Annotated in this window: 23 protein-coding genes; 5 read left to right on the top strand and 18 right to left on the bottom strand. The window is 71.3% G+C overall.

All coding sequences use genetic code 11. From position 1 onward, the window contains the following. Position 1: 1 nt before the first annotated feature. The 15 genes from nuoK to KZJ41_RS15720 form a co-directional block, all read right to left on the bottom strand. Positions 2-301 carry an NADH-quinone oxidoreductase subunit NuoK gene (nuoK, locus tag KZJ41_RS15650; protein WP_006930999.1) on the bottom strand — a complete coding sequence of 100 codons (300 nt, stop codon included), beginning with the start codon at positions 299-301 and terminating at the stop codon, positions 2-4. Beyond that, the gene (locus KZJ41_RS15655) at positions 298-1,104 is read right to left on the bottom strand and encodes an NADH-quinone oxidoreductase subunit J (protein ID WP_170914106.1); all 807 of its coding nucleotides are present in this window, start codon (positions 1,102-1,104) and stop codon (positions 298-300) included. The genes nuoK and KZJ41_RS15655 overlap by 4 nt, the downstream gene beginning before the upstream one ends. A gap of 33 nt (positions 1,105-1,137) precedes the next feature. Continuing rightward, entirely contained in the window at positions 1,138-1,731 is a 594-nt protein-coding gene (gene nuoI / locus KZJ41_RS15660; RefSeq protein WP_029543953.1) for an NADH-quinone oxidoreductase subunit NuoI, read from the bottom strand. Then, entirely contained in the window at positions 1,724-3,139 is a 1,416-nt protein-coding gene (nuoH, locus tag KZJ41_RS15665) for an NADH-quinone oxidoreductase subunit NuoH (protein ID WP_084648626.1), read from the bottom strand. The genes nuoI and nuoH overlap by 8 nt, the downstream gene beginning before the upstream one ends. After that, positions 3,132-5,603: an NADH-quinone oxidoreductase subunit G gene (locus KZJ41_RS15670; RefSeq protein ID WP_065922528.1), complete on the bottom strand. Its 2,472-nt coding sequence runs from the start codon at positions 5,601-5,603 to the stop codon at positions 3,132-3,134. Before KZJ41_RS15670 ends, nuoH begins: the two co-directional genes overlap by 8 nt. Then, positions 5,600-6,925: an NADH-quinone oxidoreductase subunit NuoF gene (nuoF, locus tag KZJ41_RS15675; protein WP_006931004.1), complete on the bottom strand. Its 1,326-nt coding sequence runs from the start codon at positions 6,923-6,925 to the stop codon at positions 5,600-5,602. Before nuoF ends, KZJ41_RS15670 begins: the two co-directional genes overlap by 4 nt. 1 nt (position 6,926) lies before the next feature. After that, complete coding sequence (gene nuoE, locus KZJ41_RS15680; RefSeq protein WP_006931005.1) at positions 6,927-7,790, bottom strand: NADH-quinone oxidoreductase subunit NuoE; 864 nt, start codon at positions 7,788-7,790, stop codon at positions 6,927-6,929. Then, positions 7,787-9,100 carry an NADH dehydrogenase (quinone) subunit D gene (gene nuoD / locus KZJ41_RS15685; RefSeq protein WP_006931006.1) on the bottom strand — a complete coding sequence of 438 codons (1,314 nt, stop codon included), beginning with the start codon at positions 9,098-9,100 and terminating at the stop codon, positions 7,787-7,789. Before nuoD ends, nuoE begins: the two co-directional genes overlap by 4 nt. After that, complete coding sequence (locus KZJ41_RS15690; protein WP_231386022.1) at positions 9,100-9,783, bottom strand: NADH-quinone oxidoreductase subunit C; 684 nt, start codon at positions 9,781-9,783, stop codon at positions 9,100-9,102. Before KZJ41_RS15690 ends, nuoD begins: the two co-directional genes overlap by 1 nt. Positions 9,784-9,893: 110 nt before the next feature. Continuing rightward, complete coding sequence (locus tag KZJ41_RS15695; protein WP_006931008.1) at positions 9,894-10,460, bottom strand: NADH-quinone oxidoreductase subunit B family protein; 567 nt, start codon at positions 10,458-10,460, stop codon at positions 9,894-9,896. A gap of 67 nt (positions 10,461-10,527) precedes the next feature. Further along, a complete protein-coding gene (locus tag KZJ41_RS15700) occupies positions 10,528-10,887 on the bottom strand; it encodes an NADH-quinone oxidoreductase subunit A (RefSeq protein WP_003937927.1) in 360 nt (119 codons plus the stop codon). A gap of 292 nt (positions 10,888-11,179) precedes the next feature. Continuing rightward, positions 11,180-11,602 (bottom strand): response regulator transcription factor, encoded by a 423-nt coding sequence (locus tag KZJ41_RS15705; protein ID WP_029543962.1) that lies wholly within the window; start codon positions 11,600-11,602, stop codon positions 11,180-11,182. 178 nt (positions 11,603-11,780) lie between these two features. Continuing rightward, on the bottom strand, positions 11,781-13,583 hold the full coding sequence (locus tag KZJ41_RS15710; protein ID WP_065922527.1) for a SulP family inorganic anion transporter: 1,803 nt from the start codon (positions 13,581-13,583) through the stop codon (positions 11,781-11,783). An 82-nt stretch (positions 13,584-13,665) separates the two neighbouring features. Next, positions 13,666-14,025 carry a helix-turn-helix transcriptional regulator gene (locus KZJ41_RS15715; RefSeq protein WP_029543966.1) on the bottom strand — a complete coding sequence of 120 codons (360 nt, stop codon included), beginning with the start codon at positions 14,023-14,025 and terminating at the stop codon, positions 13,666-13,668. A gap of 129 nt (positions 14,026-14,154) precedes the next feature. Then, positions 14,155-14,682: an SRPBCC family protein gene (locus KZJ41_RS15720; RefSeq protein ID WP_065922526.1), complete on the bottom strand. Its 528-nt coding sequence runs from the start codon at positions 14,680-14,682 to the stop codon at positions 14,155-14,157. A gap of 127 nt (positions 14,683-14,809) precedes the next feature. Here KZJ41_RS15720 and KZJ41_RS15725 point away from each other — a divergent pair, with 127 nt between their 5' ends. The 3 genes from KZJ41_RS15725 (at position 14,810) to KZJ41_RS15735 (ending at position 18,837) form a co-directional block, all read left to right on the top strand. After that, positions 14,810-15,922, top strand: a complete 1,113-nt coding sequence (locus tag KZJ41_RS15725; protein WP_084648625.1) for a DoxX family protein — start codon at positions 14,810-14,812, stop codon at positions 15,920-15,922. Between the two features lie 166 nt (positions 15,923-16,088). Beyond that, on the top strand, positions 16,089-18,329 hold the full coding sequence (locus tag KZJ41_RS15730) for an ATP-binding domain-containing protein (RefSeq protein ID WP_157127618.1): 2,241 nt from the start codon (positions 16,089-16,091) through the stop codon (positions 18,327-18,329). A gap of 94 nt (positions 18,330-18,423) precedes the next feature. Beyond that, the gene (locus KZJ41_RS15735; RefSeq protein ID WP_232334186.1) at positions 18,424-18,837 is read left to right on the top strand and encodes a DUF732 domain-containing protein; all 414 of its coding nucleotides are present in this window, start codon (positions 18,424-18,426) and stop codon (positions 18,835-18,837) included. Positions 18,838-18,845: 8 nt separating this feature from the next. Here KZJ41_RS15735 and KZJ41_RS15740 read toward each other — a convergent pair whose 3' ends face one another. The 3 genes from KZJ41_RS15740 to uvrB all read right to left on the bottom strand — a co-directional run bounded on the left by KZJ41_RS15740 (position 18,846) and on the right by uvrB (position 22,504). Continuing rightward, positions 18,846-19,298: a universal stress protein gene (locus tag KZJ41_RS15740; protein ID WP_006948093.1), complete on the bottom strand. Its 453-nt coding sequence runs from the start codon at positions 19,296-19,298 to the stop codon at positions 18,846-18,848. A 169-nt stretch (positions 19,299-19,467) separates the two neighbouring features. Beyond that, positions 19,468-20,340: a hypothetical protein gene (locus KZJ41_RS15745; protein WP_065922523.1), complete on the bottom strand. Its 873-nt coding sequence runs from the start codon at positions 20,338-20,340 to the stop codon at positions 19,468-19,470. A gap of 10 nt (positions 20,341-20,350) precedes the next feature. Continuing rightward, positions 20,351-22,504 carry an excinuclease ABC subunit UvrB gene (gene uvrB / locus KZJ41_RS15750; RefSeq protein ID WP_006948089.1) on the bottom strand — a complete coding sequence of 718 codons (2,154 nt, stop codon included), beginning with the start codon at positions 22,502-22,504 and terminating at the stop codon, positions 20,351-20,353. Between the two features lie 238 nt (positions 22,505-22,742). On the opposite strand from uvrB, the gene KZJ41_RS15755 reads away from it, so the two are divergent. Next, positions 22,743-23,336, top strand: a complete 594-nt coding sequence (locus KZJ41_RS15755) for a DUF3267 domain-containing protein (RefSeq protein WP_050035313.1) — start codon at positions 22,743-22,745, stop codon at positions 23,334-23,336. A 49-nt stretch (positions 23,337-23,385) separates the two neighbouring features. Next, complete coding sequence (locus tag KZJ41_RS15760; RefSeq protein WP_065922522.1) at positions 23,386-23,898, top strand: DUF402 domain-containing protein; 513 nt, start codon at positions 23,386-23,388, stop codon at positions 23,896-23,898. The last annotated feature ends 24 nt before the right edge of the window (positions 23,899-23,922 follow it).

Genomic DNA, 23,922 nt, shown 5'->3' on the forward strand with positions numbered 1-23,922 from the left:
GTCAGTACTTCAGGAGGTTGGCGTCGTCGACGGACACCGAACGCCGGGCGCGGAAGATGGTCATGATGATCGCCAGGCCGACGACGACCTCCGCGGCGGCGACGACCATGGTGAAGAACGCGATGACCTGACCGTCGAGGTTGCCGTGCATGCGGGCGAACGTGACGAACGCCAGGTTCGCGGCGTTGAGCATGAGCTCGATGCACATGAACACGACGATCGCGTTGCGGCGCAGCAGGACACCGGCCGCACCGATGGTGAACAACAGGGCGGACAGGTACAGGTAGTTCTCGGGGTTCACCGCGATCCCTCCTCACCGGACGAGCCGCGTCGGGGTGCGTCGCCCGCGCGTGGGCCGGCTGCTCCGTCGGCGGACATCGCCCGCCGCCGGAGCACCTCGCTGACCGACAGGTCCGAGTACGATCCGTCGGGCAGCCGGGCCGGCACGTCGACCGCGTTGTGGCGGGCGTAGACCCCGGGACTCGGCAGCGGGGTGGCGCGGCCGCCGGCGCGGAAGCGTTCCTGCGACAGTTCCTGCTGGGTCTTGCGCAGCCCGAAGCGTTCCCGATGGGCGAGGACCATGGCGCCGATCGTGGCGGTGATCAGCAGGGCTCCGGTGAGTTCGAACGCCCAGACGTACCGTACGAAGATCAGCTCGGCCAGGCCGGCGATGTTGCCTGCGGCGTTCGCGTCGTCGAGGCCGGCGAACTCCCCGACGGCGGCGTTGCCGAGACCGCCGACGAGCAGCAGCCCGAATCCGAGGCCGGCCGCGATCGCGGCGACCCGCTGGCCGCGCAGGGTCTCGACGAGCGCGTCGGAGGAATCGACGCCGACGAGCATGACCACGAACAGGAACAGCATCATGACCGCCCCCGTGTACACCACGATCTGCACGACGCCGAGGAACAACGCGTCCTGGGCGATGTAGAACACCGCGAGGATGATCATGGTGACGGCGAGGAACATCGCCGAGTACACGGCCTTGGTCGCGGTGACGACGCCCAGTGCGCCGATCACCGCGAGTGTTCCGAGGATCCAGAACAGCACGGCCTCACCGGTGGACGTGCGGGTGAAGGCCTCGGCCGCCAGCAGCGCCGGAGTCATCGGGTCCATCGAGACCACTCCCCTCTCCGCCGGTCACGCCACATCGCGGCCGCCTCGCGGCTGCGTCGGTTCCCGGTCGGCTTCGACGGTTCCGTCGGCGGCCGACGTGGTGCCGGGCGCGGCCTCGGTCACCGTGCCGAGGTAGTAGTCCTCGTCCGTCGTGCCCGGGTACATGTCGTGGGGCGGGGCGGCCATGCCGGGCGCGAGCGGCGCGAGCAGCCTGGTCTTGTCGTAGATCAGGTCGGTCCGGTTGTCGTCGGCCATCTCGTACTCGTTGGTCATGGTCAACGCCCGCGTCGGGCAGGCCTCGATGCACAGCCCGCACCCGATGCACCGCAGGTAGTTGATCTGGTAGACGCGTCCGTAGCGCTCCCCCGGCGAGTATCGCTCGGTGTCGGTGTTGTCCGCACCCTCGACGTAGATGGCGTCGGCGGGGCACGCCCAGGCACACAGTTCGCACCCGATGCACTTCTCCAGTCCGTCGGGATGGCGGTTGAGCTGATGTCGGCCGTGGTAGCGCGGTGCGGTCGGTTCCTTCTGCTCGGGGTAGCGCTCGGTCTGGGCCTTGTGGAACATCGCCCTGAAGGTCACTCCGAATCCCGCGATGGGATCGAGGAAGTCAGGCATCGCGGTTCTCCTCGGTGGTCGGATCGGAACGGCGCCCGGCGCCGCCCTCGGCGGCTGCGGCGACGGGGGTGCGTCGCTGCCGCGGCGGCAGCGTCTGGCCGGGCAGCGGCGGGACGGGGAAGCCCCCGGCCATCGGGTCGAACGGCTCGGCGGTCGCCGCAACCGGAGGGGCCGCCGTCCCGCCGGGGGTCCCGGTGGGCCGGGGGCGGCCGGCGCGCATGCGGTTCCACATGAGCGACGGCACCGCCAGGGCGACGACGACACCCGCCGCGGCGAGGACGATCTGCCACCGGTCCAGGCCCTCCGTGCGCAGGACGCGGATCACGGCGACGACCATGATCCAGGCGAGCGCCACCGGAATCAGCACTTTCCAGCCCAGGTTCATGAACTGGTCGTACCGCAGCCGGGGCAGTGTGCCGCGCAACCATACGAACAGGAACAGGAATCCCCACACCTTGAGGACGAACCAGAGCAGCGGCACCCAGCCGGAGTTCGCGCCCTCCCACATGTTCAGCGGCCACGGCGCGCGCCAGCCGCCGAGGAACAGGGTGGTGGCCAGCGCCGAGACCGTCACCATGTTGACGTACTCGGCGAGCATGAACATCGCGAACTTCAGCGACGAGTACTCCGTGTGGAAGCCGCCGACGAGTTCGCCCTCGGCTTCGGGCAGGTCGAACGGTGCCCGGTTGGTCTCGCCGACCATCGCCGTGACGTAGATCAGGAACGAGGGCAGGAGCAGGAAGACGTACCAGACGCCGTCCTGGGCGGCGACGATGCCGGAGGTGGACAGCGTGCCCGACAGCAGGAAGACGGCCGCGAACGAGAGGGCCATCGCGATCTCGTAGGAGATCACCTGCGCCGTCGAGCGCAGACCGCCCAGCAGCGGGTAGGTGGACCCGGACGCCCAGCCGGCGAGCACGATGCCGTAGACGCCGATCGAGGTGGCCGCGAGGATGTACAGCACGGCCACGGACAGGTCCGTCAACTGCAGCGGCGTGCGCTGGCCGAACACGGAGACCACCGGCCCGAGCGGGATGACGGCGAACGCCATGAACGCCGGCACTGTCGCGATGATCGGCGCGAGGACGTAGATGGGTTTGTCCACGCCCGCGGGCACGATGCCCTCCTTCAGGGCGAGTTTGACGCCGTCGGCGAGGCTCTGCAGCAACCCGCGCGGGCCCACCCGGTTCGGGCCGACCCGCATCTGCATGCGCGCCAGGATCTTTCGCTCCGCAAGGATCGCGACGAGCACCGTCAACACCAGGAAGGCGAAGACGGCCACCGCCTTGACGACGACCAGCCACCACGGATCCTGACCGAACGACGCCGGATCGGGGTACCCGGACTGCGCCGACAGGGCACCGGGAACCGGCACCGCCGCGGCGCCGAACAGAACGGCGTCACTCATCGGTCACCTCCTGCGACCGGGCGTCGCCCCGGCGGATCCGGACGGTGTCCCCCACGGACGCGGCCAGTTGCCGATGCACCGCGCATCCCGGCGAATTGAGCGGCACCCACACGACCCGGTCGGGCATGTCGGCGATCGCCAAGGGCAGCGTGATCGAGCCCCGGTCCGTCGCGACGGTCACCGGATCCCCGGCGTCGGCGCCGATCTCGGCGGCGGTGACGGCGGACAGCCGGGCCACCGGCCGGCGGGCGGTCCCGGCGAGATGCGGTTCGCCGTCCTGCATCCGTCCGCGGTCGAGGAGCATCCGCCATCCCGCGAGCACCGCCTCACCGGGGCCCGGCTGCGGGCGGTCCCGCGGCGCGACGTCCGGCGGACCGGCAGGTGCGCCGTCCCAGGAACCCAGCGCCACGAGCTCGTCGAGAGCCGCCGCGGCGTCGACGAGGCCGAGGCGGACGCCCATCTCGTCGGCGATCGCGCCGAGGACCCGCTGATCCGGCAGGGCGCCGGTGTTGCGCAACGCGGCGGCGAAGGGGCGCGCCCGGCCCTCCCAATCGAGGAAGGTTCCCGGTTTCTCCATCGCGGGTGCGACGGGGAAGACGACGTCGGCCCGGTCGGTGATCGCGCTGCGCCGCAGTTCCAGGCTGACGACGAAGCCGGCGGCGTCGACCGCGGCGACGGCGGCGTGCGGGTCGGGCAGGTCGTCGACGTCGACCCCGCCGATCACCAGGGCTCCGAGCGTGCCCGACGCGGCGTCGGTGAGGATCTGCGCCGTGTCCCGGCCGGCGGACGGCGGCAGGTCCGGCACGCCCCAGACGGCGGCGACCTGGCGTCGGGCGTCGGCGTCGGTGACCGGTCGGGCGCCGGGCAGAAGTCCCGGCAGGGTCCCGGCCTCCAGCGCACCGCGTTCACCGGCCCGCCGCGGGATCCACGCCAGCCGCGCGCCGGTGTCGTCGGCGAGACGGCCGACGGCCGACAACGCCCCCGGCACCGCGGCCAGCCGCTCCCCCACCAGGACGACCGCACCGGGTCGGCGCAGGAGCTCGGCGGTGTCCGCTTCGTCCCGGTGTCCGGGCCGACCGGCGAGGCGGAGGGTGTCGAGCAGGTCCGGTTCGGCGCCCGGGACGGCCGGCAGGAGCCGGCCGGACAGCTTCTCGAGGCCACGGCTCGCGAACGGTGCGATCGCGCGCACCGCCAGCCCCCGCCTGCGGACCGCCTTGCGCAGCCGCAGGAACACGATGGGCGACTCGTCCTCGGGCTCGAATCCGGCGAGCAGCACCGCGGGGGCGTTCTCGAGGTCGTCGTAGGTCACGGCGCCGGCGCCGGGCCACCGCCCGGCGACCCGGGCCGCCAGGAATTGTGCCTCCTCCGCGGAATGCGGACGCGACCGGAAGTCGATGTCGTTGGTGTCCAGGCCGATACGCGCGAACTTGCCGTACGCGTACGCGTCCTCGACGGTGACGCGGCCGCCGACGAGCACGCCGGTACGGCCGCGCGCGGCGGTGAGTCCGCGGGCGGCGACCCGCAGGGCGTCGCGCCACGAGGCGGGTGCGAGCGTGCCGTCGTCGCCCCGGACCAACGGGGTGGTGAGGCGGTCGGGCTGGGTGGCGTAGGTGAAGGCCCACCGGCCCTTGTCGCAGTTCCATTCCTCGTTGACCTGCGGGTCGTCACCGGCCAGCCGGCGCAGCACCGTGCCGCGCCGGTGGTCGGTGCGCTGGGCGCAGCCGCTGGCACAGTGTTCGCACACGCTCGGGCTCGACACCAGGTCGAACGGCCGGGCGCGGAACCGGTAGGCCGCCCCCGTGAGCGCGCCGACCGGGCAGATCTGCACGGTGTTGCCGGAGAAGTAGGACTCGAACGGTTCCTTCTCGTAGATGCCGACCTGCTGCAGGGCGCCGCGTTCCATCAGTTCGATGAAGGGGTCGCCGGCGATCTGCTGGGAGAACCGTGTGCACCGGGCGCAGAGCACGCATCGCTCGCGGTCCAGGAGGATCTGCGAGGAGAGCGAGATCGGTTTGGGGAACGTGCGTTTGACCTCGGTGAAGCGGGACTCGGCACGCCCGTTCGACATTGCCTGGTTCTGCAGGGGACATTCGCCGCCCTTGTCGCAGACCGGGCAGTCCAGCGGATGGTTGATCAACAGCAGCTCCATCACGCCCTTCTGCGCCTTGTCGGCCACAGGCGACGTCAGCTGCGTGTGCACGACCATGCCGTCCGTCACCGGGGTTGTGCACGAGGCGACGGGCTTGCGCTGGCCCTCCACGTCGACCAGGCACTGGCGGCACGCGCCGACGGGTTCGAGCAGCGGGTGGTCGCAGAATCGGGGAATCTGGACGCCGAGCAGTTCCGCGGCGCGGATGACGAGGGTGCCCTTCGGGACGCTGATCTCGACGCCGTCGACGACGACGGTCACCAGATCGGGCGGGGTCGGCAGGCCGGTGGTGTCGTGGTTGGTGTGGACGCTCATCGCGTACCCCCGTCGTTCGGTCGGCCCGCACCGGCCCCCGCCATGAGGGTGGACAGGTGCGGGTCGAACGGGCAGCCGCCGTGCTCGAAGTGCGCCAGGTACTCGTCGCGGAAGTATTTGATCGACGACGTGATGGGGCTGGTCGCGCCGTCGCCGAGTGCGCAGAACGACCTGCCGAGGATGTTGTCGGAGAGGTCGAGCAGCTTGTCCAGGTCGGCTCCGGTTCCGTCGCCTCGCTCGAGCCGCCGCAGGATCTGCACCAGCCAGTAGGTGCCCTCCCGGCACGGTGTGCACTTGCCGCACGACTCGTGCGCGTAGAACTCGGTCCAGCGCAGCACCGCGCGCACCACGCAGGTGGTCTCGTCGAAGATCTGCAGTGCCTTGGTGCCCAGCATGGAGCCGGCCCCGGCGACGCCTTCGTAGTCGAGCGGGACGTCGAGGTGCTCGTCGGTGAAGAGCGGCGTCGACGAGCCGCCGGGGGTCCAGAACTTCAGCCGGTGCCCGGCCCGCACGCCGCCCGCGTAGTCGAGCAGTTCCCGCAGGGTGATTCCCAGGGGCGCCTCGTACTGGCCGGGTGTCGTCACGTGACCGGACAGGGAGTAGAGCGTGAAGCCCGGTGACTTCTCGGTGCCCATGGAGCGGAACCACTCGATCCCGTTGTGGAGGATCGACGGCACGCTCGCGATCGACTCGACGTTGTTGACGACCGTCGGGCGCGCGTACAGGCCCGCGACGGCGGGGAACGGCGGGCGCAGCCGGGGCTGGCCGCGTCGGCCCTCGAGGGAATCCAGCAGCGCGGTCTCCTCACCGCAGATGTACGCCCCGGCGCCGGCGTGCACGACGAGTTCGAGGTCGTAGCCGCTGCCGAGGATGTCGCGGCCGAGGAAGCCTGCGGCGTAGGCCTCGGCGACCGCGGCCTGCAGCCGGCGCAGCACCGGCACCACCTCGCCGCGGACGTAGACGAAGGCGTGCGCGGCGCGGATGGCGTACGCCGCGATGACGGCGCCTTCGACGAGCGCGTGCGGTGTGGCCAGCAGCAGGGGCATGTCCTTGCAGGTGCCCGGCTCGGATTCGTCGGCGTTGACCACCAGGTAGTGGGGTTTGCCGTCACCCTGGGGGATGAAGCTCCACTTCACGCCGGTGGCGAAGCCGGCGCCGCCGCGGCCGCGCAGGCCCGCCTCCTTGACGGTGGCGATCACCTCGTCCGGGGGCATGCGCAGTGCCTTGCGCAGGCCCTCGTATCCGTCGTGGCGGCGGTAGGTATCGAGTGTCCAGGACTCGGGCTCGTCCCAGTACCGGCTCAGGACAGGGGTCAACGGCACGTCAGCCTCCTTCGGATCGGGGTCCGGCGACCGGGCCCGGGTCGGAGGACTGGTCCGGCTCCGGCGCGGGGGCCCGCATGCCCCGCTCACGGGCGATGCGCAGGCCCGCGAGCGATGCCGCACCCGCGCTGCCGCCCGCCGCCAGGGCGCCGGGACGCTCGTCCGGGAACCCGGCGAGGATGCGGGCGGTCTGCCGGAAGGTGCACAGCGGTGCGCCCCGGGTGGGCGTGACGGGGCGGCCGGCGCGCAGGTCGTCGACGAGCGCGCGGGCCGAGTCCGGGGTCTGGTGGTCGAAGAACTCCCAGTTGACCATCACGACGGGTGCGAAGTCGCAGGCGGCGTTGCATTCGAGGTGCTCGAGGGTGATGGTGCCGGCCTCGGTGGCGTCGCCGGCGGCGTCCTCCGCGGTGCCGGCGGCTGCGGTGCGCAGCCCGAGGTGTCCCTCGAGCGCTTCGAGGATCTCGTCGCCGCCCATGATCGCGCACAGGGTGTTGGTGCAGACGCCGACGAGGTAGTCGCCGGTGGGCTCGCGCCGGTACATGGAGTAGAACGTGGCCACCGCGCCGACCTCGGCGCCGGTGAGCCCGAGCCGGTCGGCGCAGAACTCGACGCCGGCCGGGGTGATGTACCCGTCCTCGGACTGCACCAGGTGCAGCAGCGGCAGCAGGGCGGAGCGTGGCTGCGGGTAGCGGCCGATGATCTCCGCGGCGTCGGTCTCGAGGCGGGCCCGCACGTCCGCCGGGTACCGCTCGCGGGCGCCCGGCCGCACCAATCGGGTCCGCTCCTCGGGTCGTGGGCCGAATTGGATGAACACCGGGCCGGGGGCCGGGTCCGGCTCGATCGCTACTCGCTGCTCCTGCGTCAACGGTCCACTCCCCCCATCACGGGATCGATGCTGGCGACCGCGGCGATGACGTCGGCGACCATGCCGCCCTCGCACATCGCGGACACCGCTTGCAGGTTCGTGAAGGACGGGTCCCGGAAGTGCACCCGGTACGGCCGGGTGCCACCGTCGCTGACCATGTGCACGCCCAGTTCCCCGCGCGGGGACTCGACGGCGGTGTACACCTGGCCGGGTGGGACGCGGAAACCCTCGGTGACGAGCTTGAAGTGGTGGATCAGGCCCTCCATCGAGTTGCCCATGATCTTCCGGATGTGCTCCGGGGAGTTACCGAGACCGTCCGCGCCGAGGGACAGGTCGGCCGGCCACGCGATCTTCTTGTCCTCCACCATGACCGGCCCGGGTCGCAGGCGGTCGAGACACTGCTCGACGATCCTGATCGACTGCTTCATCTCGTCGATCCGGATCAGGTAGCGGCCGTAGGCGTCGCATCCGGTGTCGGTGCACACGTCGAACTCGTAGGTGTCGTAGCCGCAGTACGGTTGCGACTTGCGCAGGTCGTGCGGCAGGCCGGTCGAGCGCAGGACGGGGCCGGTGATGCCGAGGGCCATGCAGCCGGTCAGGTCGAGGTAGCCGATGCCCTGGGTGCGGGCCTTCCAGATGTGGTTCTCATTGAGCAGGTCCGCCATGTCCCGCAGCCGCCGGGGCAGCAGGTCGAGCAGGTCGCGGATCTTCTCGACCGCCCCGGCCGGCAGGTCCTGCGCGAGCCCGCCCGGACGGATGTAGGCGTGGTTCATGCGCAGACCGGTGATCGTCTCGAACACGTCGAGGATCAGTTCCCGCTCCCGGAAACCGAGGAACATCGCGGTCATCGCGCCGAGTTCCATGCCGCCGGTGGCCAGGGCGACGAGGTGCGAGGAGATCCGGTTGAGCTCCATGAGCAGCACGCGGATCACGGTGGCCCGTTCGGGGATCGCGTCGGTGATGTCGAGCAGCTTCTCGACGCCGAGGCAGTAGGCGGTCTCGTTGAAGAACGGCGACAGGTAGTCCATCCGGGTGACGAAGGTGACGCCCTGGGTCCAGGTGCGGTATTCGAGGTTCTTCTCGATGCCGGTGTGCAGGTAGCCGATTCCGCAGCGGGCCTCGGTGACGGTCTCGCCCTCGATCTCGAGCACGAGCCGCAGGACGCCGTGGGTCGACGGGTGCTGGGGCCCCATGTTGACCACGATGCGTTCGTCGCCGCGGTCGGCGGCCGAGGCGCGGGCGGCCTCGACGATGCTGTCCCAGTCCTCGCCGACGACGGTGTGGACCGGCCCCTCGGTGATGTCGGTCATCAGCTGTACGCCCTCCGCTCGTCGGGCGGCGGGATCTCCGCCCCGTGGTACTCGACGGGGATGCCGCCGAGCGGATAGTCCTTGCGTTGCGGATGCCCCGACCAGTCGTCGGGCATCTCGATGCGGGTCAGCGACGGGTGGCCGTCGAACACGATCCCGAAGAAGTCGTAGGTCTCGCGCTCGTGCCAGTCGTTGGTCGGATACACCCCGTACAGCGACGGGATGTGGGGGTCGGCGTCCGGGGCCGACACCTCGAGCCGGATGCGGCGGTTGTGGGTGATCGACATGAGCGGGTACACCGCGTGCAGTTCGCGGCCGGTGTCCTGCGGGTAGTGCGCCCCGTCGACGCCGAGGCACAGTTCGAAGCGCAGGTCCGGTTCGTCGCGCAACCGCCGGGCCACCTCGGGAAGGTGCTCGCGACGGACGTGGAAGGTCAGCTCACCGCGGTGGACGACGACCTTCTCGATCGCCGCCTCGACATCCACCCCGGACTCGGTGACGGCGGCGTGCAGGGCGTCGGCCACGTCGTCGAAGTACCCGCCGTACGGGCGCGGGGTGCTCCCGGGCAGGGTCACCGGGCGTACGAGCCGCCCGTAGCCGGAGGTGTCGCCGCTGCCGCGGACCCCGAACATGCCCGTGCGGACGCCGATCACCTCGGCGCCGCCGTCGGGCCGCGCCGGCAGCGTTCCCTCGGGGCCGGTGGTGGCCGCCCGGTCCACCGGCAGTGCGGTGTCCTGCGCGCGCGTCGCGGGATCCGTAGGGCGCGAGGACCGTTCGTTGTCGGAGGAGGAGGTCACCGGGCCGACCCCCGCACCTGGAGGGTGGGCACGACGGGCCGGGCGGCGGCCAGGGCCGCCTCCTCGGCGGCCTGCACGGCCTTCTCCCGGTCCACGCCGAGCGGCATCTGCTGGATCTTCTCGTGCAGCATCAGGACGGCGTGCAGCAGCATCTCCGGCCGGGGCGGGCACCCGGGTAGGTAGATGTCGACGGGAACGATGTGGTCGACACCCTGGACGACGGCGTAGTTGTTGAACATGCCACCCGAGGAGGCGCACACACCCATGGCCAATACCCATTTCGGCTCGACCATCTGGTCGTAGACCTGCCGCAGCACCGGGGCCATCTTCTGGCTGACCCGGCCGGCGACGATCATGAGGTCGGCCTGTCTCGGCGAGGCGCGGAACGCCTCCATCCCGAACCGTGCGATGTCGAACCGCGGCGACACGGTGGTCATCATCTCGATCGCGCAGCACGCGAGCCCGAAGGTCGCGGGCCACAGCGAACCCTTGCGCGCGAAACCGGCGAAACTCTCCACCGTGCTCAGCAGAAAGCCGCTCGGCAACTTCTCCTCGAGACCCATGTCCGACTCTTATCACTTTCGGTCGGTGTTCGAATCCATTACGGCACAATCCCATTCCCTGTCGCGGTCATTCCCAGCCGAGACCACCCCGCCGCCACTCGTAGACGTAGGCGACGGCGACGTTGAACACGAACAGCGCCATCGCGGCCAGCCCGAAGACCCCCAGGGCATCGAGGTGCACGGCCCACGGATAGAGGAACACGATCTCGATGTCGAAGATGATGAACAGCATGGCCGTCAGGTAGTACTTCACCGGGAACCTGCCGCCGCCCGGCGGCTGCGGCGTCGGGTCGATCCCGCACTCGTAGGCTTCGAGCTTGGCTCGGTTGTAGCGGCTCGGGCCGATCACCGAGGACACGACGACCGAGAACACCGCGAAGGCGACCGCGATCCCTCCGAGCACGAGGATCGGGATGTAGACGTTCATGGCGCCTGGCTCCTCTCCGTGCGAGCCGGCCACCCGCGCCGACCCCGTTGCCCTTGCCGACCTCCACCGGCCGCTGGGGCCGAACGATCACGATACGGAGACAGTGCCGTGAGTCACTTCAACCGCATCATTGTGATGTACGGCTCAGCCTACCGGCGCGGTGTCCCGCCGAGGCGGATACGACGCGGCGTGATTTCTCCGTTTCGCCCGACCCTTGCGGGGGTGCCGGGACGCCGGGACCGCCAGATCGCCCGGACCGTGGGCCGATGCCGGCGCCCGCTTCGCGCCGCCCTCAGGTGGTGCTGCGGCCGCGCAGCAGCGCGACGACCGTCTCCGCGAGGCGGAACGGGTCGAGAGGCCGCGGCACCGCGGCCTCGGCGCGGGACCAGTCGGCCAGCCACGCGTCGTCCGCCCGGCCGGTCAGCACGACGACGGGCGGGCACTGTTCGAGTTCGTCCTTGAGTTGCTTGGCGATCCCCATCCCACCGGCGGGGGCCGCCTCGCCGTCCAGGATCGCGAGGTCGATACCGCCGGCGTCCATGCGGCGGATCACCATCGGCTCGGTCGCCACCTCGACGAAGTCGAGTTCGGGGAGTTCGGGATCGGGTCGCCGGCCCAGCGCCCGGGTGACCTGCTCGCGCGTGTCGGCGTCGTCGCTGTAGACGAGAACGCGCAGGGCGGCAGGACGGCTGGTACTCGCGGTCGAGTCGGTCACGGAGCAGATGCTACTGGCCGGAACGGAGGGGCCCGGGAGGCGAGCCGCGGCACGCACGGCTCGCGGCCGCCTGCGCCCCGCCGGTCCCGCCGACGGCAGGCGACCGGTCCCCGTGCTCACCTGGCGTTACCGGGTGAGGAGAGCCAGGCTGCCACGAGGGCCGGTCACACCGCCGATTCTACTCGCCCGGAAGAGCTTCGGAATCTCCCGGCCCCTTCCCCTCGGAACCGGCGGCGGCCTGGGCGTACCGGTGTTCCGGCAGCACCAGCATGCGGGCGTACGCGATCGCTCGGGGCGTGGTCGCGAAGACGTGCCGCTCCTCGCTGTCCTTGGTGGTGAAGACACCCAGCGCGGACAGCGGCCGCAGGTGCTCCGGTTTGGCCCCGGAGATCAGGACCGTGATGTGCCGGTGCTCGAGCTTGGTGATGGCGTCCTTGAGGACGAGGGCGCCGGTGGCGTCGATGGCCGTCACCCGGGACATGCGCAGGATCACGACCTTGACGTCCGTGACGTCGGCGAGCTCGAGCAGGAATCGGTGGGCCGCGGCGAAGAACAGAGCGCCGTCGATCCGGTACGCGACGATGTGCTCACGCAACAGCTCGTGTTCCTCGGCGGCGTGATCCCCTTCCTCGTCGAGGGGAACCTGCTCGATCCGGGCGGACTTCGCGACCGCCCGCAGCGCGAGCACCGCAGCGAACCCGACACCGATCGCGACCGCCGTCACGAGGTCGAGGGCGACGGTGACCAGGAACGTCACCGTCATGACGATCGCATCCGCGCGGCTCGCCCGTGTGATCGCGACGATCGAGGCGGTCTCGACCATGCGCACCGTGGTGGCGAGCAGAACGCCGGCGAGCGCGGCAAGGGGGATCTGGGCGACGAGCGGCGAGGCGAGGTAGACGATCCCGGCGAGGATGACGGCGTGGGTGAGGGCGGACAGCCGGGACCGCGCCCCCGAGCGGACGTTGACGGCCGTCCGGGCGATCGCGCCCGTGGCCGGAACGCCGCCGAACAGGGGGGCGGCGATGTTGGCCAGGCCCTGCCCGAACAACTCCCGGTCCGGGTCGTGCCGGGTGCCGACGCTCATCGAATCCGCGGCGGTCGCGGACAGCAGCGATTCGAGGGCCGCGAGCGCGGCCACCGCGAGCGCCGGCGCGAGAAGCGACGTCAGCTCACCCAGGTCGAGGAATCCGAGGCTGGGGGCGCTGAAGCCGGACGGGATGGACCCGATCCGCGTGACGTTCAGATGGAACAGCTGTGCGACGACGGTGGCCACCACCACCGCGACGAGCGAGAACGGCAGCTTCGGCAGGTACCGGCCGCCGATCAGGATGGCCGCCGCGACAAGCACCGCCACGACCGTGGGCAGAAGGGACGGCTGGTCGACGAACTGCCGGGCGGCGTCGAACGCGCTCTGCCACACCTTCTCCCCCTCGGCGTGGGCGATGCCGAGCGCGGCCGGAACCTGCTGCAGGGCGATGACCACGGCGATCCCGGCGGTGAAGCCCTCGATCACCGGGGCGGGCATGAACCGCACCGCCCGGCCGATGCCGGCGAAGGCGAGGACGACGAGAACGACGCCGGCGACGAGTCCCACCGCGAGGACGCCGGAGGCGCCGTGCTCATGGAAGATCGGCACCAGGACGACGGTCATCGCGCCGGTCGGGCCCGACACCTGGAAGCGGGAGCCGCCGAACACGGCGGCGACCGCTCCCGCGACGACGGCGGTCGCGAGGCCCGCCGCGGCCCCGAGACCGGAGCTGATGCCGAAGCCGAGCGCGAGGGGCAACGCCACGAGGGCGACGACGAGTCCGGCGGTCAGATCGGCGCGGGGCGAGCGCAGGGCCGGTTTCCACTCGACCCAGCGCGGCATCAGCGCGGCGACCGACCGCGCGGCGCGAGCCACGACGGTGCCGGCTCCCGCCGCCTCTTCCTCGGTGCGCCCGGTCACCGCATCCTGCTGCTCTGTCGACATCGACATCGTGCCTCCACCACAAACAATAAATAAGCACTTAATAAAGTCTGCAATCAATGCGCGCGAAGCGCCCCGGTGCGCGACCGGCTCAGCGGCGCGCTCGGCCCGCCGGTTCGGCTACGTCGTCCTCGAGCAGCTCCGCCTGTCCGGCGACCACCCCCGTGAGGATGGCGCGGGCGACGCCCAGCAGTTCCGCGACCCGCGGCGACGTCAGCGCGTACGTCACCGACAGCCCCTCCCGGCGCGCGGTGACCAGGCCTGCGCGCCGGAGGATCGCCAGTTGCTGGGAGAGATTGGCGGGTTCGATCCCCACCTCGGGCAACATCTCGGAGACGGCATGCTCGCGCTCGCTGAGCAGCTCGAGGACGCGGATGCGCGCCGGATGTCCGAGCGTCTTGAAGAAGTCGGCCTTCATCCGATAGAGGGGCTGACGCGCCTGCGCGACCATCACCGTTCCCGTCGTCCGAGCCACCGCCGGCGGGCGATGCCGTTACTTGCGTAGTTTAGCAATCAAAGAGGTAGGGTGTGCGTGACATGCGACACACCGGACACCGACACCGTCGGCACCCGGCGCGGTTCAGGAACGCGCCGCACGCCCGAGCCGGGCGAGGCTCGCGGACATCTGCGCGGGCAAGACCCGCGGAAGCCGCACGCGACGCAGGTACGCGGTGTCGGTCACCGCGGACCAGTCGCACGTCTGGCTCACCGCAGCGCCCCCGGTCGTCCCGGTGAAGGACCACTCCCACCGGATGCCGAGCGGCGGCGTGTCCGGGTTGGCCGGCAGCCACGCCAGCAGCCGGTCGGGTTCGAACGCCACCACGTGGTTGACCACCGGATACGCGCTGCGCCCGGGCAAGTGCACCTGCGCGGAGAAGCGCCGGCCGACGGCGGTGATCGGGGGCTGCCCCGCGGGCACCTGCACCGTGCCCGAGCCGTCGATCTCGCTGTGCCGCAGCGGGTCCCGCATCACCCCGAACAGCGCCGCGGCCGACACCGGTATCGTGGCCTCGACCCGGACCGATGTCGTCGTGCGCACCACGCGCACCCCGGCCCCACCGATGTCGCCGCCCCCTGCCGCGTCTCCCCCATCGTTCACGCCGCACATCGTGCCACCTCGGCGCGCAATCGTTGCGCGGCGTCCGGAGCGTGATCCGGGTCGAACGCGCATATCGCGCCGGGCGGCGGGGTATGCGTGCAAAGGTGGAACCGCCACCGATCACGGGAGGAAGCACATGATTGTCCGCAGAATTGCCCGCCCCATGCTCGCGTCGGTCTTCGTCGCCGGGGGCATCGACGCGCTGAGAGACTCGTCCACCAAGGCGGCGGCAGCGCAGCCGGGACTCGACCGGGCGGTGGGCATGCTGCCCGACACGGTGACGCAGAAGCTCCCGGACTCGGTGAGCGAGAAGCTCACGAACGATCCGGAGACACTCGTGCGGATCAACGCGGCCGTGCAGATCGGGGCGGGTGCGCTGCTCGCGGTCGGGAAGGCACCGCGGCTGGCGGCTCTTGCCCTGGCCACCACGCTCGTGCCCACGACGGTGGCGGGTCACGACTTCTGGAACGTCGAGGATGCGGAGGCCCGGGCCATCCAGCGCACCCAGTTCCTCAAGAACGTCAGCCTGCTCGGCGGGCTGATCATCACCGCGGTGGACACCGAAGGCAAGCCGTCGCTGGGGTGGCGCGGACGGCGGGCCGCACGGCGCGCCCAGGAGGCCGTCGCCGGTGTCCTGCCTCATCAGGACGACGGCGCGGGCGATGCGGTCACCGAGAGCCTGCACAAGGTGGCCGAGCGGGTCCGGGTCCTGTCGGAGGAGGCAGCGGAGGTGGCCGGCACCGCCCGTGAGCGTGGAAGCCACCTGCTGGGCGTTGCCCGCGAGCGCGGACCCGAGCTCGCCGAGGTCGCCCGCGAGCGCGGCACGCACCTGCTCGACGTCGCCCGCGAACGCGGCCCCGAACTCGCCGACGTCGCCCGCGAACGCGGCACCGAACTGCTCGACGTCGCCCGCGAACGCGGCCCCGAACTCGCCGACGTCGCCCGCGAACGCGGCACCGAACTGCTCGACGTCGCCCGCGAACGCGGACCCGAACTCGCCGACGTCGCCCGCGAACGCGGCACCGAACTGCTCGACGTCGCCCGCGAACGCGGACCCGAACTCGCCGAGGTCGCCCGGGAACGGAGTTCGCTGCTGTGGGGCACGGCCCGTGAGCGCGGCCCGGAGCTGGCGAAGGTCGCCCGCGAGCGGGCGCTGACGGCGGAGGAGCGTTCCCTGTTGCTGGCGCAGCAGGCCCGTCACCGCGCCGAGGAGGCCCTCACCCGCGCCCGCCTGCAGTTGCAGCGCTGACAGCACGGTCCCGCACCCGGCGATTCTGCGCCGGTGCGGGACCGCCACTAGACTTCTTGGGCACTTCGTGGCGACGCACCCGCCGCCCGTCCGACCCCGAGGAGACCCCTTGCCGGCCGATGGCCTGTCCCACCCCGACCATGAGCGTGAGCAGGTCTACCTGTCGATGCTGTACGGCCACCTCGACTCCATGCGGGCCTACGCCAAGACCCGGCTGAGCCGGGTGCTGCTCGACACCGGCGGCACTCCGCAGGCCCGCAGCGAGCGGGAGTCCTTCACGCAGCTGTACACCGAGGACATCGCGAAATACGACGCGGCCGAGCACGGGCTGTGCTTCGGCCGGATCGACGTGCGCGACGGCGAGGACGGCGACGGGACCGAGGTGCGGTACATCGGCCGCATCGGCATCCTCGACGAGGCGAACGACTACGAGCCGCTGCTGCTGGACTGGCGGGCGCCGTTGGCCCGGCCGTTCTATCTGGCGACGCCGGCGGCGCCGGAGGGCGTGACGCGGCGCCGGCACATCCGGTCGCGCAGCCGCGCGATCACCGCGCTCAACGACGAGTACCTCGATCTCGACGCGGCCCAGGCGCACGACGCCACCGTCTCGGCGGGGGGTGTCGCCGGCGAGTCGGCGCTGCTGGCCGCGCTGAACGCCGCGCGGACCGGGCAGATGCACGACATCGTCGCGACGATCCAGGCCGAGCAGGACGCGATCATCCGGTCCGAGCACAAGAGCGTGCTCGTCGTCCAGGGCGGCCCGGGCACCGGGAAGACCGCGGTGGCCCTGCACCGGGCGGCGTTCCTGCTGTACACGTACCGTCGGCAGCTCGCGAAGAGCGGTGTGCTCATCGTCGGACCGAACTCGACGTTCCTGGACTACATCGGGCAGGTGCTGCCGTCCCTCGGCGAGACCGGCGTGTTGCTGTCCACGATCGGTGACCTGTACCCCGGGGTGCGCGCGAGCGTCGAAGACTCCCTCGAGGCAGGCGCCATCAAGGGCTCGCTCGGCATGATCGAGGTGCTGAAGAAGGCGGTGCGGGACCGTCAGGAGATCCCGACGACGCCGATCCCCCTGGTCTTCGACACCTACCGGCTGACCCTCGACCGCAAGACGGTCACGCGGGCGCGGGGCCGGGCCCGGTCGTCGCGCCGGCCGCACAACCTGGCTCGCCCGATCTTCGTCTCCGCGGTGGTGGACGCGCTCGCCGACCAGCTCGCGTCGATCATCGGTGCGAATCTGGTCGACGGCGGAAACCTGTTGAGCCGGGACGACATCGACGACATCCGGGCCGAGATGCGGGCGGACCGCGACATCACGGCGGCGATCGACTCGCTGTGGCCGCAGCTGAGCCCGCAGCAGGTGCTCGCGGAGCTGTTCGCGTCCCGGGAGCGGCTCGCGTCGGCGGCGCCGGAACTCGACGAGGACCAGCGCGCACTGCTGCTGCGCCCCTCGGCGACGCGGGTGTTCAGCGCCGCGGACGCGCCACTGCTCGACGAACTCGCCGAGTTGCTCGGCGTCGACGACGCGGCCGAGCGGGAGCGCGTCGCGCGGCAGTGGCGCAAGCAGATCGCCGACGCGCAGGGCGCCCTGGACATCCTGACGGGGTCGGCCCCGCAGGATCTCGAGGACGAGCTGGATCCGGAGATCCTGATGGCGTACGACCTGATCGACGCCGACCAGCTCGCGCAGCGACAGAGCCGCTCGAGCCACGAGACCACGGCCGAACGGGCCGCCGGGGACCGGACCTGGACGTACGGGCACGTGATCGTCGACGAGGCGCAGGAGCTGTCCGAGATGGCCTGGCGGATGCTGATGCGGCGCATCCCGAACCGTTGGATGACCCTGGTCGGCGACACCGCGCAGACCGGGGATCCGGCCGGCAGCTCGTCCTGGCAGCGGATCCTGGAGCCGTACGTGGCCAACCGGTGGAAGAAGGCCGAGCTGACCGTCAACTACCGCACGCCCGCGGAGATCATGGAGATCGCACATGCGGTCCTCGCCGAGATCGATCCGCACCAGGTGCCGCCCCGCTCGGTGCGCGAGTCCGGGTTCACACCGTGGGTCCGGAACGTCGACGCGGACGGCCTTCTCGAAGCCGTGCACGGCGCCCTCGCGGCCGAGGACGGCCCGGGCCTCACGGCGGTGATCGTGCCGCACGATCTCGCGGCGCAGTGGGCGCATCTGCGGTCGGATTCGGTGCGGGTGTCCACCGTGAAGGACGTCAAGGGACTGGAATTCGATTCGGTGCTGCTGGTGGAGCCGACCGCCATCGTGGCGGAGTCGCCTCGCGGGCTCAACGACCTGTACGTGGCGCTCACCCGCGCCACCCAACGGCTCGGGGTGCTGCACACCGGGGAAGTGCCCGAGGCACTGGCGGCGCTGGTGGCGCCGGCCCGGCTGTGACAGGTCACCGATGTGCCGTTTCACCGACTGCGCCGTTCGGCCGGGCGGTATGTTGCGGACGAACGTGCGACCGGTCGGAGCGGGAGGCGGGGCGGTGAGAGCGGTGTGGCCTCGGGGGCGCTGGGCGCGCATCCTGGCAGGGTTCGGGGTCCTCGCCACCACCGCGGGTTGTGCGGGGACCGCGGCCTCGGAGGACTCCGCGGCCGCCATCCCGGTCACGGTCCCGATGGCGGCCGCACCGGTCGAGGCGGAGGCGCTGGACGGGCCGGCCCTGCGGTTCAAGCAGGCCCTGGCCGAGGCCGGGCTGGCCGCCGGGGTGCCCGACGAGACGCTGGTGGCACTGGTCCGGGGGACGTGTGCCCAGCTGGCCGCCGGCCTGCCGGAAGAACAGATCCTCGGCTCGGTCCGGTCCGTCGCGGCCTTCGCGGCGTCCGTCTCGCGGGCGGAGTTGCAGGGCGACGACGCCGCCCGGTTCTACGTGGGTGCCGCCCGCGAGACCTACTGCTGATCGACGCGTCAGCGGACGGTGTGCACGATGAGCACGTCCGAGGTCGACTTGCGGGCCAGATCCGAGGGTACGGAGCCGAGCAACCGGCCGGTGAGGGTGTTCAGGCCCCGGTTGCCCACGACGAGCAGGTCCGCCTCCACCTCGTCGACCAGTTCGAGGAGCGAGTCGACGGGAGCCCCGACGACGGCCCGTTCGAGGACGTTCTTGGCGCCGGCTGCGTGGGCCTTCTCCCGGGCGGTGCGCAGGATGTCGTAGGTGGGCGCCGATCCGGTCACCTGGTAGGCGTCCTCACCGAGCACGTCGGCGGCGCGGGCGCTGTCCTTCGGATCCACCGGGTAGTAGGCGCACGCGATGACGAGACGGGCCTCGGCGTCACCGGCGAGAGCTGCTGCCTTCTCGACGGCGCGGTACGACGACTCGGAACCGTCGGTTCCGACGACTACGGTCCGGTAGGCGCTCATGCATTCCTCCATGAAATTGGTCGGGTTTCGCCGGCGGGCGACCGTCGTTGCGTCCCCCTTCCGACTGCTGCGTCGACAGTAGCGGCCGACCGGACGGGGTTGACGGCCTTTGGGGTGGATCCCACAGGGCCCGCCGCCGTGCGCTCGACGCCACTGACGACCGTTGACGTTACCGTGCGTCACCGTAACGCGGGCCGAACATCTGCGCGGGGAACACGCCGGACTCCACGATGGCGTCCCGCCACGGCAGCGCGAGCTCCGTCAGCCGGTCGGCCTTGTCTTCGCCCAGCGTCGCCCACGGCACCGCCGCGAGGTCGTCGGTCAGGTCCTCGACGAGTTCGCGGACCTCGAAGCCCTCGTCCGTGAGCGCACCGGAGCGGTCGAGCAGTCCGCGCGAGCGCAGCGCCGTCTCCGCGTCGGCCCACTCCTCCTTGCTCCAGCCGCGGCGCGCGCGGGCGAAGTCCTCGCTGAACCCGATCCCCGCGGCGGTGTGGGTGACGAGGGCCTCGATCCCGGTCAGGCCGGCGGTCTGCAACGCCGCGACGTGCCCGTCGCCCCGGTATTCGCGCAGCAGGGTCAGCGCGTGCCACAGGATCAGGTGCGGGGCGTCCGGCCACGGCAGGTCGGCGTGCCCCGCGTACAGCGGCCGGCCCTCCGGTCCCGGGACGGCCCGGGCGGCGCTCGCGGCGAGGTCCGCCGCCTCGCGCATCTCCGGCGAGTCCAGCACCTCGGGCCCGAGGATTCCGGCCAGCGACTCGTCGATGCCGCGCAGCCGGGCGGCCACGACGGCCTCCGGGGTGGCGAGCCGCCAGGCGTGCGGGATCGCGGACGCGACGAGACGGGGACTGAAGTTGTAGAAGGTGGCGGTCACGACGCCCGCCCCGACCGCCCCGAGCGCGGCGGAACGCGCCGCGAAGTACCGCATCCGGCCGGCCTCGAGGCCGGTGTCGCCGAGCGCGGCGTCCACTTCGGGGGCGAAGTACCCGACGGAGTGGATCAGTTCGAGGGCACGGGCGATGCGGCCGGCAGACTGTGGGTCCATGCCGCAGACGCTACGCGAGGCCGGCGGCGTCCATCCCGCGCAGTTCCTTCTTCAGGTCGGCGATCTCGTCGCGCAACCGCCCGGCCAGTTCGAACTGCAGCTCGCGGGCCGCGTTCATCATCTGGTCGGTCAGTTCCTGCACGAGGTCCGCGAGTTCGGCCCGGGGCATGGACTTCACGTCGCGGCCCTCGTAGACGCCGGCGCTCACGGCGCGACCGGATTCCCCCTGGGCGCGGCGGCCGCGGGAGGCGTTGCGGCCCGAGCCCCCGACCTCCACGGTGTCGTCGGCCTCCTCGTAGACCTGGTCGAGGATGTCGGCGATCTTCTTGCGCAGCGGCTGCGGGTCGATGCCGTGCTCGCGGTTGTACGCGATCTGCTTCTCGCGGCGCCGCTCGGTCTCCTCGATGGCACGCGCCATCGAGTCGGTGACCTTGTCGGCGTACATGTGGACCTCGCCGGAGACGTTGCGGGCGGCCCGGCCGATGGTCTGGATGAGGCTGGTGGTCGAGCGCAGGAACCCCTCCTTGTCGGCGTCGAGGATCGCCACGAGCGAGACCTCGGGTAGGTCGAGGCCCTCGCGGAGGAGGTTGATGCCGACGAGGACGTCGTACTCGCCGAGCCGCAGCTGCCGGAGCAGCTCGACGCGCCGGAGGGTGTCGATGTCCGAGTGCAGGTAGCGCACCCGGATGCCGAGCTCGAGCAGGTAGTCGGTGAGATCCTCGGACATCTTCTTGGTGAGGGTGGTGACGAGCACCCGCTCGTCCCGGTCGGCGCGCTCGCGGATCTCGTGTACCAGGTCGTCGATCTGGCCCTTGGTGGGCTTGACGACGACCTTCGGGTCCACCAGTCCGGTCGGCCGGATGACCTGTTCGACGAACTCGCCGCCGGCCTGCCCGAGCTCGTACGGGCCGGGGGTGGCCGACAGGTAGACGGTCTGGCCGATGCGGGCGGCGAACTCCTCCCAGGTCAACGGGCGGTTGTCGACGGCCGAGGGCAGCCGGAACCCGAATTCGACGAGGTTGCGCTTGCGCGACATGTCCCCCTCGTACATGGCGCCGATCTGCGGGACGGTGACGTGGGACTCGTCGATGACCAGCAGGAAGTCCTCCGGGAAGTAGTCGATCAGGGTGGCCGGCGCGGAACCGGCGGGACGGCCGTCGATGTGCCTCGAGTAGTTCTCGATGCCGGAGCAGAACCCGACCTGGCGGATCATCTCGAGGTCGTACTGGGTGCGCATCCGCAGGCGCTGCGCCTCGAGCAGCTTGCCGCGGTTCTCGAGGTCGGCGAGACGGTCCTCGAGTTCGGCCTCGATGTCGGTCACAGCCCGTTCCATCCGCTCCGGCCCGGCGACGTAGTGGGTGGCGGGGAAGATCCGCAGCGAGTCCACCTTGCGCACCACGTCCCCCGTCAGGGGGTGCAGGTAGTAGAGCGCGTCGATCTCGTCGCCGAAGAACTCGATGCGCACGGCGAGTTCCTCGTACGCGGGGATGATGTCGACGGTGTCGCCCTTGACCCGGAACGAGCCGCGCGTGAACGCCATGTCGTTGCGGGTGTACTGCACGTCCACCAGCAGGCGCAGCAGGGCGTCGCGGGGCACCTCCACCCCGACCTCGAGCGCGATGGAACGGTCCAGGTAGGACTGCGGCGTGCCCAGGCCGTAGATGCACGACACGGACGCGACCACCACGACGTCGCGACGGGAGAGCAGCGCGGAGGTGGCCGAGTGCCGCAGCCGTTCCACGTCGTCGTTGATCGAGGAGTCCTTCTCGATGTACGTGTCGGTCTGCGCGATGTACGCCTCGGGCTGGTAGTAGTCGTAGTACGACACGAAGTACTCGACGGCGTTGTGCGGCAACATCTCCCGCAGCTCGTTGGCGAGCTGCGCGGCGAGGGTCTTGTTCGGCGCCATCACCAGGGTGGGGCGTTGCACCCGCTCGATCAGCCACGCGGTGGTGGCCGACTTGCCGGTGCCCGTGGCGCCGAGCAGCACCACGTCCTTCTCCCCCGCCTGCAGGCGGCGCTCGAGTTCGTCGATCGCGGCCGGCTGATCCCCGGCAGGCTTGTGGTCGCTGACCACCTCGAACCGGCCCTCGGCCCGTTCGATCTCCCCCACGGGGCGGAACTCGGAGTGGGCGACAACGGGATGCTCGCTTGCGAACGCCATGGGAACCAGGGTAGGCGGCGGCACCGACAATGCCGATCGGCGGCGGCAGGGACCCGGTGCCTGGCCGCCGGGACACGGAGTCATCCGCCGGGACACGGAGTCATCCGCCGGGACACGGAGTCGTCCGCCGGGACACGGAGTCGTCCGCCGGGCATGATCGGTCGGACCGGCCCGCCCGTCCACCGTCGGCTCTCGTCGGACCGTCCGCCCGGGAGACCGCGAAATCCAGGGGGTACACGTGAACGCTCGCAACGACCCGAAGCCCGCGGTGGCGCCCCCACCGGACTATCGGGTCCACACCCGGCTGGACCTGAAGAACGACACGCGGGCGGCCGCGGCCGTCCGGACCGTCCTCGTCCTCACCGTCGCCGTGCTCCTCGGCGCGGCAGTGGTCCTGGGCCTGCCGCTGCGGAGCGGGTGGGGCACGGCGCCCACGGTCGTCGTCACCGTCGTGGCGTGCCTCGGCTACCTGGCGGTGCACGAACTGACCCACGGCCTGGTCTCCCGGATCCTCTCCGGCGTGCGCCCGACGTACGCGGTGCGGTTCCCCTTCCTGACGACGGGCAGCGACGCCTGGCTCACGCGGAACGCGGCCGTGACCGTCACGCTCGCCCCCGTGGCGCTGTGGGGCGCGGTCCTGGTGGCCTTGCTGTTCGCCGTGCCCGTCGACTTCGTCCTCACCGTCTTTGTCGTCACGGTGGTGAACTTCGCGGGGTCGGCCGGCGACTACGTCCAGGCCGGCGCGCTGTGGCGGCTGCCCGCCTCCGCGCTCGTGCAGGACAACGGGCACGAGACGACGACGGTGGTGCCGGCCGGGCCGGCGGGCCGGTAGGTCCGGCACCGGCGGGTTCGCCGGCCCGGACCGCAGTAACGTTCAGCCCATGTCCGAGGCGAAACTTCACCACGTCAAGGTCGAGACCTTCGATGTGGCCGCGCACACGAACGTCGACCCGAAGGGCATCGTGCGGGAGGTGGAGGTGTACCGGGTCGAGCGGTGGGGCCTGTACATGGCGCGGCCCGCCGACCACCCGCAGTTCGGGTATCTCGAGTCGTGGCTGCTGCCGGACCTCGGCCTGCGCGCGTCGATCTTCCACTTCCGGCCCGGTTTCGAACGCGACCAGGACCGGTACGTCGACGTCGGCGAGTTCTGGTGCGAGGGGAACGTGTGGCACTCGCGCGACCACTACCTCGATCTCGTGGTGCGCACCGGCCGCGACACCGCCGTCGAGGACGTCGACGAACTGCTCGCCGCCGCGGCGGCGGGACTGCTGGATCCGGGGACCGCCGAGCGCGCGGTGCAGCGGGCGTTGCGGGCGGTGGACGGCATCGCCACGCACGGCCACGATCTCGATGCCTGGCTGGCCGCGCTGGCCATGCCGGTCAGCTGGCGCTGAGCGGGTCCCGCCTCGGTCCGGGCG

The sequence above is a fragment of the Rhodococcus sp. 11-3 genome, assembly GCF_023704055.1.
Taxonomy (GTDB): domain Bacteria; phylum Actinomycetota; class Actinomycetes; order Mycobacteriales; family Mycobacteriaceae; genus Rhodococcus; species Rhodococcus aetherivorans.